Below are 12,319 nucleotides of genomic sequence, written 5' to 3' on the forward strand. Positions count from 1 at the left end.
GGATGTAAGGTCTGGGTTAGGAAATCGGAAGTACTCCACGGCCCGGTTCCCGCGCCCCCTCCGTCCGGTGGTCGCGACCGCGCCCTCCTGTTTCCGCTGGCAGTGAGCTTTCTGTGTGCTCCCGCCATCCCCCATCCGATCCTGGTTCGCGCCCTGTGTTCCCACGACTCCCCCCACGGTCGGCCGGTGGCGCGCGTATCCAGAGCAGTCTGACCAGTGCGGACTGCGGCCGATCCGAAGAGGATTGACTTGAAGAACACTCGCGTTACCGCGCGCCGCATTCTCCAGGGCGGAGCGGCTTTCGCCGCTCTCGGCGCGCTCAGCATCGCCACGGCTCTCCCCGCCGCGGCCGAGACCGAGTACTACGGCTGGGCCTACGCCTCCGTCGGCAACTGGGAGGGCGTCGCCGTCAGCTACGACGGCACGACCACCAACAGCTACTCCGGTTCCATCGGCAGCTGGCTGACCTTCTCCGGCACCAGCAGCGCCACGGTCGGCGGTGACGGCGTCACCGCCACGGCCACCGTGGACACCGCCCGCGTCCAGCTCACCGTCTCCGATGTCGAGGAGATCGTCGAGGAGAACCTCGACGAGGAGTCCGAGGTCACGGAGGAGACCGAGGAGACCGAGGAGACCGAGGCCGAGGAGTCCCCGGCCCCTGAGGGCGAGGAGACCGAGCCCGGCGTCGACGACGGCCAGCCCGAGGACGGCGGTACCGGCGGCGAGGGCGCCGACGGCGGTGAGACCGGCGGTGACGAGAACACCGGTGGTGGCGAGACCGGCGGCGACGAGGGTACCGGCGGCGGGACCGACGCCCCGGAGGCGCCGGAGACCAGCCCGGCCCCCGAGACCGACCCCGCCACCGCCTCCGAGGCCGAGACCCTGGTCCTGGACGAGGAGAGCACCGAGCTGGTCAGCGGCTCGGACGAGATCGTCCTCGACGCCACCCTGTCGGGTGTGACCACCACGACCACCCAGAGCTGGGACGGCGAGGTCTCCCACAGCGCCGACGTCGCCGACATCTCCTACCCGGAGGTCGTCACCCTCGACAGCGGTGAGCAGGTCGCCGTCCTGATCGACCTGGAGTCGTACGAGTACGTCGAGGAGTACGCCGACGAGGAGAACGGCGTCACCTGGAACGACGCCTACACCGGCTTCGCGGTGACCTTCACCGTCGACGGCGCCGAGGCCCCCTTCTACTACGTGGACCTGGCCGAGAGCCTCGCCAGCGTCGGTGCCGCCGATGTCGGCGACGGCGGTGGCGACAACGGTGGTGACGACGGCGACGACAAGCCCGCGCCCACCCACCCGGAGGACAAGACCGAGAAGAAGCCGCAGCCGGAGAAGCTGGAGAACGCCGAGTCCCTGGCCCAGACCGGCAGCCCGATCGCCGGTCTGATCGCGGCCGGTGCCGCGATCGCCGCCGGTGGCGGTCTGGCCGCGTACTTCGCGCGCCGCAAGAAGAACACCGCTGACTCCGCCGCGGAGACCAGCGAGGGCTGAGCACGCGCTTGGCGTCGGCTGAGCCGACCCGGCCCCGGGGACACGTTCCCCGGGGCCGTTTCCGTTGTCCGGAGCCTTCCGTCCGGCACCGCTTCCGCTGCCTCCCGGGGCGTCCGGAACTTCGCGGCGGCGGCCTCCGTTGACCGGTGGTCGGTGCCCGCGCACCGGCCGATCGGCCCACGGCGAACGGTTTCCGTTTCGTGATCCAGAGGTTAGGCTCGCCGTAGGGCGCCCGCACACACCGCCCGACACAGAGTCACCTTCCCGGGGTGGGAAGGCCCCGACACGATCCACCCCGCACACCGCGACCGGCCGTTTCAGGCCGGCCGGGCAACCCTGTCCGCCGTTCGCGGCGGTCACGGGCCGACCCCAGGGTCGGACATCCCCCGCATACAACAGGAGTGTTGTGGTGTCTCCCGCCAAGCTGACCGCGCGCCGCCTCGTCCGCGGCGGCGTCCTGTTCGTCGCTCTCGGAGTGCTGGGCGCCGTGCCCGCGCTCCCCGCCGCCGCCGACCAGCTCGTCTGGGGCAACGCACAGGCCTGGGTGGCCGACGGCGACGTGGTCACCGGCTACTCCACCGCCACCGGATTCGGCGGCGAGACCGAGGGCAGCGCCGCGGCGGAGGACCTCTTCGGGCCGATGGCCGCCTACCTGGAGATCGACGGCGAGAGCCACACCGTGGTCGACGCCGACAGCGCGCGCGCCGCCTCCACCGTGCGGACCGCCTCCTTCCGGATGGAGGTCGCCGACCTCGCCGCCCAGGGGCTGATCGACGTGCCGCCGGAGGTGGACCTGCCCGAGCCCTCCGCGCCGCCGTCCCCCTCCCCGGAGGCCGAACCTTCCTCGGAGGGCACCCCCTTCCGGGACGAGCCCTCGCCGGACGGCACCGGCGGCGACGGCACGGACGGCGCGGGCAGCACGGGCGGCGACACGGGTGGCGGAGCGGACGACGAAACCCCCTCGGGCGGGGACCCCGCCGACGGGGGAACCGCGAACGGGGGCTCGGGGGACGACGGGGACACCCCCGCGGACACGGGGGACCAGGACGCGGCCCAGGCGAGCGAGGAGCCCTCCGACGCCCCCCGGCACGAACCGCAGGAGGGCGCGTCCCCCAGTCCCTCCGGCTCCTCCCCGAGCGCGGCCGGGGACGTGCTCCTCCTCGACGGGGCCGCCGCCGAGACGGTGTCCACCGACGGCAACGCCGTGGAGTTCACCCTCGCGGACGTGACCGCCACGGCCACCGCCGGGTACGACGGCGTGACCGAGACGACCTTCGCGCACGGCGACCTGACCGCGTTCGGCGTCTCCGCCGGGCCGCTGGGCAAGAACGCCGACGGGACCGTGGTGGCGGAGGTCCTGGAGGTCTTCGACGAGGACGGGGACGTGGCCCTGGAGGTGCCGGTCCGCATCCGCTTCGAGGCCAACGAGACCACCTTCCGGGACCAGGACGAGGACTGGGACGGGCGGGGGAGCCGAAGCTGGATGACCGTGTGGGTGCAGGTCGGAGAGGTCGGCCAGGAGAGGGGCTTCGCGGTGGACTTCGCCGACGCGTGGGCACTCGGGTCCACCTACGCCGCGACCACCCCGCCCTCCCCGGGCGACAAGGGCGGCCCCGAGGAGGAGTCGCCGCGGCCGGAGGAGGCCGCCGGGGACGACAACCGCCTGGCGACCACGGGCAGCTCGCTCGCCGCGCTGATCACCGCCGCGGTGGTGGCTGTCGGCGGCGGCGCGGCCGCCACCTTCCTGGCCCGCGACCGCACCACCGCCATGGACGACCGGATCGAGGACTTCTAGCCGGCGCCCTCCGGGACCCGCCGCCCGGCTCCACCGCGTGCCCGGACACCCGCGTGCCCGGCTTCACCGCGTGCCCGGCTTCGCTGGATGTCCTGACACGGCCCCGGGCGGAGGGCCCGTCCGGTGGGAACGCCCGGGCCCGCCGCCCCTCGGCGCCCGGACACGCGGAAGGCGGGCCTCCTGTGGGAAGACCCGCCCTCGACCTTTGTCAGCCGCTGTCAGCGGCCGGAGCCCGTCCGACCGTTCCCCCCGGAATCGGCGCAGACAGGGGAGATCACTCCGTACGCTGGCTGGGGATTCCGGCCAGCAGGGCGCGGACTTCGGTCTCGCGGTAGCGGCGGTGTCCGCCCAAGGTGCGGATCGAGGTCAGCTTGCCCGCCTTCGCCCAGCGTGTCACGGTCTTGGGGTCCACACGGAACATGGTGGCAACCTCGGCGGGGGTCAACAGGGGCTCCGCCTCGGGCGTGCGAGTTGACATGTGTACGGCCTCTCCTCCTGGATCTGTGTGCCGATCCTTGAGCCTTAATCCTGGCACTTGGCCCGGATGTCCAATATTCCCTCTAGGTCTATATTGGCATCACCCGAGGTGATTGTACGACCACTCCAAGCAACTTTGCACGTGGGAGGCCAAAGAAAGCCGCCCGTGGCCGCGTCACGCTAAGTGATTCTAGCGACACGTTTAGTGGCATGTGGCGTATTCGGTCAAAACTTCGTTCTCCGGCCTCGTTTTTCTCGATGCGGAGTGCCCGAAGTGCTACGGCTGCCTGACCGAAACCCGGCTCCGTGGAGCGTGGTGGAGCCTTTGGCCCTCGGTGGGCGGTTCGCGTGCGGGGGGAGGAGGCGGACCGGCGTGGGAGGGGTGCCGTGTGCTTCGGCTGGCGGTCGGGTCGCGCGGATTCCCCGCGTGACAAGGGTTTCCTGGTTACTGAGGGTGCGCTCTGTGATCGTTTGGCTACAGTCTACGCCGATCCCTATCGGGCGTTATGCCCAGTTTCACGACTCTTGATGTCGTGCGCGGGCGACGTCCGGGCTCGCACCCTTGTCACGTGCGAAAAGACGGCGGAGGAAGAGAGAGAAACCTGGTGTACCAGGTTGGTAACCGGCGTGGCGCGCACGTGTACGCCCTTTCGGATGACGACAGAAGGCGATGGGTGTCCACGAAAACGTGGTGACACCGTAACCCTCAGTTGGCGTGCTCCAGTGCGCGTACCGACCTCCAGCGCCGCGTGAGCCTCTCGCGCAGCTCCACCACGCGCCGGCCGTCCCCCGTCGCCAGGGCCTCGATCGCCCCGGCGACCTCCGCCACCGAGTGGTCCTCGCCGAGGTGGTCGTCGCTGAGGAGGTGCGGCAGCCCGCCGTAGTCCAGCTCCAGCAGCGAGTCCGGGTGCGCGGTCAGCGTCAGCCAGTCCGTCAGCTGCTCGGTGGCGGCCGACACCGCGTGCTCGCCGATGTGCTCGCGCAGCACCGCCGCCGTCTGCTCCAGCCGCCTCAGGGCCAGCGAGGTCCGCGTCAGGTACAGCAGGGTCCGGGTGGAGTTCGCCGACAGCACCAGGCACCGCTCCTGGGCCTCGAAGGGCACGAACCAGGGGATCGGCACGGTCCAGTTGCTCGACAGGATCCCCGGCCGCACCAGAGCGCCCGAGTCCCGCCACTCGCGGTACTCCTCCTCCGCCCGCTCCGCCTCGTCCACGGGCACGAACGCCGTGCTCACCCCCACCGGCATCGTGCTGGTGAACTCCGTGAAGGCCCGCCACGAGCGCAGCCGGGTCTGCCAGGGGCAGACGTACAGCCGCTCGTTCACCCGCCGCAGGTAGGCGTTGCGGCTCTCCTCCGCCGGCGCCACCACCGGGGGCGTGGCCACCAGGCGGCTCAGGCTCTCGGCGTGCTCCGCCGCCAGCGCGTTGATCCGCCGGGGCCGGTCGGGGGAGGCGGCGTACTCCTCCCAGTAACCGCGCTCGTACGGAGAGAAGGCGTTGATCGGCTGGTAGACGCGGAGATAGGCGGTGTAGGGCAGCACGAACGCATCGTGGCACATATCGTTGTCTGTGGCACTCACCACGGGTAGCCTGTGCGGCCGCCGTTACGTGCGCTCACCACATCCGTCACACCCGGGTGGCGTAGGCACGACGGGGGCCGACCAGGTACGGTTGTGTGTGTACGTAAGCTGGCGCCTGTCGTCAGTCGCGTTTGACGGCCGTCAGCCCGATAGTGCGGGTTTGTAAGTGATCTGGGGTTCGTCGGAACCCAATCGTTGAGGGGGTCGAGCCAATGGGGCGCGGCCGAGCCAAGGCCAAGCAGCAGAAGGTCGCCCGGAAGCTCAAGTACAGCTCCGGCGGGACCGACCTTGAGCGGCTGCGGTCGGAGCTGGGTGTCGCTGAGGACGAGGGGTCTCCCTCCGGGCCGTCGGGTCCGGATGATTCCTACGCGGATTCTCACGACGACCTGGTCGACCGCTACGCGGATCTTGCCGACAAGTACTCGGACTCGGACAAGTAGTACCCGGAGTACCCGGCAGCACCGGTATCCAGCAGGACCGGTACCCGGTAGGACTGGTACCCGGCAGACCGAGACCTTCAGGTCGCTCGGACAACAACCGCTGACCTGTGGCGGTCACGGCTCCCGCTCCCGGGAGCCGTAGCGGACAGGTGGATATAGCCGGTGCGAACCACTGCGGTGGTTCGCACCGGCTATGTTCGCGTCCGCTCCTCACGCGCCGCGGTACTCGCCGGTCAGGACGGCCCGTCCCGAACCGGCCGTCACCGTGCCCAGCCGCCAGGCCGGGACGCCGCGGTCGGACAGTACCCGCAGGGCGCGTTCGGCGTCGTCCGCCGCGACGATCGCCGCCATGCCCACACCCATGTTGAACGTGGCCTCCATGTCCTCCCGGCCCACGCCCCCCTTGTCGGCCAGGTAGCCGAACACGGGGGCGGGCGCCCAGGTGGAGCGGTCCAGCTCCGCGTCCAGGTGGTCGGGCAGTGAGCGCGCCAGGTTGGCCGCCAGCCCGCCGCCGGTGATGTGCGCGTAGGCGTGCACCTCCACGGCCGCGGTCAGCGCCACGCAGTCCTTGGCGTACACCCGGGTCGGGGTGAGCAGCACCTCGCCCAGCACCCCGTCCAGCTCGGGGACGTGCGCGAACAGGTCCAGGTCCGCCCGGTCCACGATGCTGCGGACGAGCGAGTAGCCGTTGGAGTGCGGGCCCGAGGAGCCCATCGCGATGACGGCGTCGCCCTCGCGGACCCGGTCCTGGCCCAGGATCGCGTCGCCCTCCACCACGCCGGTGCCCGCACCGGCCAGGTCGTACTCGTCCGGCTCCATGGCGCCCGGGTGCTCGGCGGTCTCACCGCCGACCAGCGCGCAGCCCGCCTGGTGGCAGCCCTCGGCGATGCCGCCGACGATCTCGGCGATGCGCTCGGGCACCACCGCGCCGCAGGCGACGTAGTCGGTCATGAACAGGGGCTCGGCGCCGCTGACCACGAGGTCGTCGACGACCATCGCCACCAGGTCGATGCCGATCGTGTCGTGCCGGTCCATCTGCTGGGCGAGCATCACCTTGGTGCCCACGCCGTCGGTGGAGGTCGCCAGGACCGGGTCCTTGTACTTGTTCGTGTCGAGCCGGAACAGGCCCGCGAAGCCGCTGGCGTCGGTCACCTGCTCGGGCCTGCGGGTGCGCGCCACGTGGCGCTTCATCAGGTCGACGGCGCGCTCGCCGGCGGCGATGTCCACCCCGGCGGCCGCGTACGCGCCCGACGTCCCCGTGCTTTCGGCTGCCACGCCAGTTCTCCTCGTGCTGTGTCGCTTGGTGGTGCGGTCCCCGCCTCCCCTCCCAGGGCACGGCGGAGCCGCCGCGCGGGCCCGTGCGGGCCCGGCGGCGGACTACTTGTCGCTGGTGGCCAGCGTCGATCCCTCGGGCGTGCCGCAGGACTTCTCCAGCAGGTACTTGCCCCGGGCGTCGTCGCGCACCTCGATCGGGTACACGCCGTCGAAACAGGCCCGGCACAGGTTGTCCTTGGGCACCTCCGACGCGGCGATGAGCTCGTCGAGGTCCACGTAGGCCAGGGAGTCGGCGTTGACCGAGGCGGCGATCTCGTCCACGGACATGTTCGCCGCGATGAGCTCGGCGCGCGTGGCGAAGTCGATGCCGTAGTAGCAGGGCCACAGCACGGGCGGGCTGGAGATGCGCACGTGGACCTCGGCGGCGCCCGCGTCGCGCAGCATCCGCACCAGGGCCCGCTGGGTGTTGCCGCGCACGATGGAGTCGTCCACGACCACCAGGCGGCGGCCCTCGATGACGTCGCGCAGCGGGTTGAGCTTGAGCCGGATGCCCAGCTGGCGCAGGGTCTGGCTGGGCTGGATGAAGGTGCGCCCCACGTAGGAGTTCTTCACCAGGCCCTGGGCGAAGGGGATGCCGCTGGCCTCGGCGTAGCCGACCGCGGCGGGCGTGCCGGACTCGGGCACCGGGATGACCAGGTCGGCCTCCACCGGGTGCTCCTTGGCCAGGCGGCGGCCCACCTCCACACGGGTGGAGTTGACGTTGCGGCCCGCGATGGTGGTGTCGGGGCGGGCCAGGTAGACGTACTCGAACAGGCAGCCCTTGCGGCGGGCGGGCGCGAAGCGCCGCGAACGGACCCCGCGCTCGTCGATGGTGAGGAGCTCGCCCGGTTCGATCTCGCGCACGACCTTGGCGCCCACGATGTCCAGGGCGGCGGTCTCGCTGGCGACCACCCAGCCGCCCGCGCCGGAGGTCTCGCCCAGGCGGCCCAGCACGAACGGGCGGATGCCCTGGGGATCGCGCGCCGCGTACAGGGTGCCCTCGTCCATGAACACCAGGGAGAAGGCGCCCCTGACCTGCGGGAGCAGTTCGAGGGCGGCGTCCTCCACGGAACTGCCGCTCCTGGCCCGCTCGGCCAGCAGGTTGGTGAGGACCTCGGTGTCGGTGGTGGCCCCCCGGCGCGTGTCGGGCAGCATCGCCGCCAGTTCCGGGGTGTTGATCAGGTTGCCGTTGTGGCCGAGCGCCAGACCCCCCTCGCGCGCCGTGTAGAAGGTCGGCTGTGCGTTCTCCCACACCGGCGATCCGGTGGTGGAGTAGCGGCAGTGGCCGATCGCGAGGTGGCCGCGCAGGGAGTCCAGGGTCGCCTCGTTGAAGACCTGGGAGACGAGTCCCATGTCCTTGTAGACGACGATCCGTTCCCCGTCGCTCAACGCTATGCCCGCGGACTCCTGACCGCGGTGTTGCAGAGCGTAGAGGCCGAAGTAGGTGAGCTTGCTGACTTCTTCGCCGGGCGCCCAGACCCCGAAGACACCGCAGGCGTCCTGCGGGCCGCGTTCGAGCGGATCGAGATCCATGGTGAGCCGGCCGTCGGAGTACGACACACCCACAGCTTAGTGCCTGGCCGTCGGCCGGGCACCACCCGGGGGAGGTACCGGCCACAGGGGCAGGTGTCCGGACAGGTCGGAGCGCACGCCGCTGGCCCGCACCAGGTGCTCCGACACCGCCTGTTCCCAGGGGGTGCGGCCGGTGGCCACGCGCAGCCAGGTGAGAGGGTCGGTCTCGACGACGCCCGGCGGTGTGCCGCGGGTGTGGCGGGGCCCCTCGACGGCCTGCACGGCGCCGTACGGCGGCACGCGCACCTCCAGGCTGTGACCGGGAGCACGGTCCGCGAGCACCGCCAGGGTGCCCCGCACCGCGGCCTTGAGGGCCGCGCGCAGGGGTTCCCCGGCGCGCAGCACGGCCTCGGCGCAGGCGGCCACGGCGGCCTCGTCGTTCCCCTCGAAGGGGGCCTCTCCCAGTTCGGAGAGCTGTTCGTCCAGGGACGCGCGGAGGCGCCGCACGGCGCTCGCGCTCAGGGCGGAAGGCATGGAGGTGAGCCTACGGGCCCGAACCGCGGCGTGGCCGGGTGATCGGCTCGTTGAACGGAGGGGGTACTTGTTATTGCGGCCAAATAGACCGAAGGTGGACATCGAAGAACCCCGGTGGAACTGTCCACCGGTCTCCGCTCGATTGGGTGATTCCTGTCTCAGCGCGACGCTGGCCAGCGGGAGCGGGACACGGTAGCGTCCCGAACCGTCCCGGTGTTGTCGAGATTGGGAGGATTGCGATGGACCCCGCACCCCCAGGGTGTTCCACGCGGCGGCACCACCAGATGAATAAGCGGTGACTAAGTCCGTGCCAGCCCAACCCCTCGGCGCCGGACCGGCGCCGCCCAGCCCGGCCGCGCCGGACCAACTGGCCGACGCGCTTAACATCCACCAAGGAACACCACCGCACCATCGGGAGAACGACGTGCGCCTGCGCTTGCGCCCGCGTGATGACAGTTACTACGAGATGTTCACCGACTCGGCGAACAACCTGGTCATCGCGGCTCGCCTGCTGGTGGAGCTGATGAGTGACGGCGCCGACCGCGAGGCCATCACCGAGAAGATGCGCGCTTGCGAGCACGCGGGTGACGACGCCACCCACGCGATCATGCGACGCCTCAACAAGAGCTCGGGGACACCCATCCACCGGGAGGACATCTACCGTCTGGCCTCGAACCTGGACGACGTGATGGATTCCATGGAGGCCGCCGTCGACCTCATCGGCCTGTACGGCCTGGAGCGCCTCCCCAAGGGGATCATCGACCAGATCGAGGTGCTGGAGCGCGCCGCCGAGCTGACCGCCGAGGCGATGCCCCGCCTGCGCACGCTGGAGGACCTGACCCGGTACTGGATCGAGATCAACCAGCTGGAGAACCAGGCCGACCGCATCTACCGCAAGCTCCTGGCCCGCCTCTTCAGCGGGGAGTACGACGCCCTGACGGTCCTCAAGCTCAAGGACGTCATCGAGGAGCTGGAGACCGCCGCGGACGCGTTCGAGCACGTCGCGAACACGGTGGAGACCATCGTCGTCAAGAACGGCTGAGGCTCCCCGGACCGCCCTGTGGGGGCCGGAGGCGGGCGGGCGTGCCCCCTCGCACGCCGAAGCCCCCAGGGGCCGCTGGAGCGTCCCGTCGCCCTGCCGCGCGCACCCCTCGTCCCGGCCGGGGCCGAGGGGACGGGTTCACAGGCCGGTGACGGTCCGGTTCGGGACGGTGCCCGGTGGTGTGAACGATCTACGCGGCGCTGGAGTCGGGTTCCTGTTCCGTAGGGGTTTCCATCCGTACCCGCAGAACCAGCCCCAGGGCTTCGGCGATGCGCTCCAGTGTGGGCAGTGTCGGCTCCGTGCCACCGTGCTCGAAACGGGCGATGCTGGACTGGGGCATGCCCGCCCGGCGCCCGAGTTCGGCTTGGGACCAGCCGAGCTGCTCCCGCCGCAGCCGGACGGTCTCAGCCAGTTCGAAACGCAGCCGGGTGAGTTCGTAGGCCTCTCGGACTCCGGGCCGGTCGAAGCGCTCGGACGACTTCAGTTCGGACAGGGTCCTTCTCGGTGAGGTACTCATCATTCCTCCTCGCCGTCGACGGTGTGACCGGCGCGCAGACACTCGTTCATGGCCCTCGTCGCCCGCCTGACCTCGGCTGACTCGCGCGCCCGGGTCTTGCGGAACACGGTCAGCATGATGATGCGTCGCTCGCCCGCGATGTAGTAGGTGACGCGCACCCGCTGCCCACCGCAGTAGAAGCGCAGTTCCCGCAGTTTGCCGTCCAGTTGGCTCGTGTAGGGGAACCCCAAGCCGACTCCGCGGGACTCAAGGAGGTCCAGGTGGAACATGGCCTGCGCCCATTCCTCGTCAGACAGCGCCTCCAGCCATAGCTCGACTTCCGGCTCCAGTTCGATGCTATGAGCGTGGTGGTGCGGTGTTCCGCGTTCGTGCGGATGTTATGGATCCGTGGCACATGGCATGGAGAAGGTGTCCGTCAGGTGCCGGGCAGCCGGAGGTCGGAAGCTACAGGCCGGTGACGGTCCGGTTCGGGACGGTGCGCCGGGACAGCAGCCCGGCGAGGTGGTCGAAGAACCCGTCGGCGTCGATCTCCTCGATCACCGTCGCGTTCGCCTCCAGCCCGTGCACGCCCCAGGACATGGCCGAGTAGCCGCGGGTCAGCTCCCCGGCGGTCTCCACGTCCACGTGGTAGCGCGCGGAGCGGCGCACCAGCTCCGGGTGGAGCAGCACCGCGGCGGTCAGGGAGTCGGGGTGGGTGGTGCCGTCGATGCCCACGCTGCGGTCGAACTCCAGCGTCGCCGCGCACACGCGCCCGAAGAAGTCCGACAGCGGCGTGCCGAGGGCGGCGAGGGCGTCCAGCCGCTCCTGGTCGAACACCGCCTGGCGCAGCGTCAGCGGGTCCCAGGGGACCACGGTGATCTCGAAGCCCGCCGCGAACACGGCCTTGGCCGACTCCGGGTCCACGTAGAAGTTGAACTCCGCGGCGGCGGTGATGTTCCCGCGGCCGTTGTTGGACCCGCCCATGACGTAGAGGGCGCCGACGTTGCGGGCGAAGTCGGGGTCCTTGGCGGCCGCCATCGCGATGTTGGTCAGCGGTCCGATCGCCACGATCGACAGCTCGCCGGGGTTCTCCGCGGCCAGCCGGACCAGGGCGTCCGCCGCGTGCTCGCGCTCGGTCTCCAACCCGGAGACGTCCATGGACAGGCCCCCAGACCCGTCGCCGTGCACGTTCTCCGCGCTCACCCACGGGCGCACGAGCGGACGGCGGCAGCCCAGGTACACCGGCACCTCGCCCAGGCGACCGGCCACGCTGAGGGTCAGGAAGGCGTTGCGCACCTGCTGGTCGAAGCCGACGTTCCCCGCGACCATGGTGATGGCCCGCAGGTCCGCCTCAGGGTCCAGCAGCCCGATGAGGAGGGCCACGCAGTCGTCCTGCGCGGTGTCGGTGTCGATCACCAGCGGTGTGGTCACGCCTGTCCTCTTGTTCTCTCGTCCGCGGGGGCCTCCCGCGGTCACTCGCTCACCGGTCATCCCAGGGGTACTAGCAGCGGTCTAGCCGAAGCGACCACCCCATCACCGGTCGTCCCTGGTCAGAGGGGTATCAGCAGCGGTTTAGCCGAACCGGCCACCCGATCACCGGTCGTCCCTGGTGGGGAGGGATCCGGGT

Annotated in this window: 12 protein-coding genes; 4 read left to right on the forward strand and 8 right to left on the reverse strand. The window is 70.8% G+C overall.

Annotated elements, in window-relative coordinates; genetic code table 11:
• Positions 1-249 precede the first annotated feature (249 nt).
• Positions 250-1,503 (forward strand): LPXTG cell wall anchor domain-containing protein, encoded by a 1,254-nt coding sequence (locus G011_RS0106000; protein ID WP_019607698.1) that lies wholly within the window; start codon positions 250-252, stop codon positions 1,501-1,503.
• Positions 1,504-1,912: 409 nt separating this feature from the next.
• Entirely contained in the window at positions 1,913-3,298 is a 1,386-nt protein-coding gene (locus G011_RS0106005) for a hypothetical protein (protein WP_231391389.1), read from the forward strand.
• 274 nt (positions 3,299-3,572) lie between these two features.
• Here G011_RS0106005 and bldC read toward each other — a convergent pair whose 3' ends face one another.
• The gene (gene bldC / locus G011_RS0106010; protein ID WP_013155387.1) at positions 3,573-3,776 is read right to left on the reverse strand and encodes a developmental transcriptional regulator BldC; all 204 of its coding nucleotides are present in this window, start codon (positions 3,774-3,776) and stop codon (positions 3,573-3,575) included.
• Positions 3,777-4,481: 705 nt separating this feature from the next.
• Positions 4,482-5,333 (reverse strand): hypothetical protein, encoded by an 852-nt coding sequence (locus tag G011_RS0106015; RefSeq protein ID WP_036552281.1) that lies wholly within the window; start codon positions 5,331-5,333, stop codon positions 4,482-4,484.
• A gap of 233 nt (positions 5,334-5,566) precedes the next feature.
• Between G011_RS0106015 and G011_RS0106020 the strand changes: the two genes are divergently transcribed.
• Complete coding sequence (locus G011_RS0106020; protein ID WP_013155385.1) at positions 5,567-5,794, forward strand: DUF3073 domain-containing protein; 228 nt, start codon at positions 5,567-5,569, stop codon at positions 5,792-5,794.
• Positions 5,795-6,004: 210 nt separating this feature from the next.
• Here the strand turns inward: G011_RS0106020 and purM are convergent, their stop codons facing one another.
• From purM to G011_RS0106035, 3 genes are all read right to left on the reverse strand, one after another.
• Positions 6,005-7,069 carry a phosphoribosylformylglycinamidine cyclo-ligase gene (purM, locus tag G011_RS0106025; RefSeq protein WP_013155384.1) on the reverse strand — a complete coding sequence of 355 codons (1,065 nt, stop codon included), beginning with the start codon at positions 7,067-7,069 and terminating at the stop codon, positions 6,005-6,007.
• Positions 7,070-7,171: 102 nt separating this feature from the next.
• On the reverse strand, positions 7,172-8,668 hold the full coding sequence (purF, locus tag G011_RS0106030) for an amidophosphoribosyltransferase (RefSeq protein ID WP_026338063.1): 1,497 nt from the start codon (positions 8,666-8,668) through the stop codon (positions 7,172-7,174).
• Between the two features lie 9 nt (positions 8,669-8,677).
• Positions 8,678-9,154 (reverse strand): sterol carrier family protein, encoded by a 477-nt coding sequence (locus G011_RS0106035; RefSeq protein ID WP_026338064.1) that lies wholly within the window; start codon positions 9,152-9,154, stop codon positions 8,678-8,680.
• Between the two features lie 424 nt (positions 9,155-9,578).
• Between G011_RS0106035 and G011_RS0106040 the strand changes: the two genes are divergently transcribed.
• Positions 9,579-10,196 carry a DUF47 domain-containing protein gene (locus G011_RS0106040; protein WP_013155381.1) on the forward strand — a complete coding sequence of 206 codons (618 nt, stop codon included), beginning with the start codon at positions 9,579-9,581 and terminating at the stop codon, positions 10,194-10,196.
• 190 nt (positions 10,197-10,386) lie between these two features.
• Here the strand turns inward: G011_RS0106040 and G011_RS0106045 are convergent, their stop codons facing one another.
• The 3 genes from G011_RS0106045 to G011_RS0106055 form a co-directional block, all read right to left on the reverse strand.
• The gene (locus tag G011_RS0106045) at positions 10,387-10,713 is read right to left on the reverse strand and encodes a helix-turn-helix domain-containing protein (protein ID WP_013155380.1); all 327 of its coding nucleotides are present in this window, start codon (positions 10,711-10,713) and stop codon (positions 10,387-10,389) included.
• Positions 10,713-11,048 (reverse strand): type II toxin-antitoxin system RelE/ParE family toxin, encoded by a 336-nt coding sequence (locus G011_RS29565; protein WP_026338065.1) that lies wholly within the window; start codon positions 11,046-11,048, stop codon positions 10,713-10,715. The genes G011_RS0106045 and G011_RS29565 overlap by 1 nt, the downstream gene beginning before the upstream one ends.
• 109 nt (positions 11,049-11,157) lie before the next feature.
• The gene (locus G011_RS0106055) at positions 11,158-12,123 is read right to left on the reverse strand and encodes a nucleoside hydrolase (protein WP_019607703.1); all 966 of its coding nucleotides are present in this window, start codon (positions 12,121-12,123) and stop codon (positions 11,158-11,160) included.
• Between the last annotated feature and the right edge of the window lie 196 nt (positions 12,124-12,319).

It is taken from the genome of Nocardiopsis sp. CNS-639 (genome assembly GCF_000381685.1).
Taxonomy (GTDB): Bacteria; Actinomycetota; Actinomycetes; order Streptosporangiales; family Streptosporangiaceae; genus Nocardiopsis; species Nocardiopsis dassonvillei.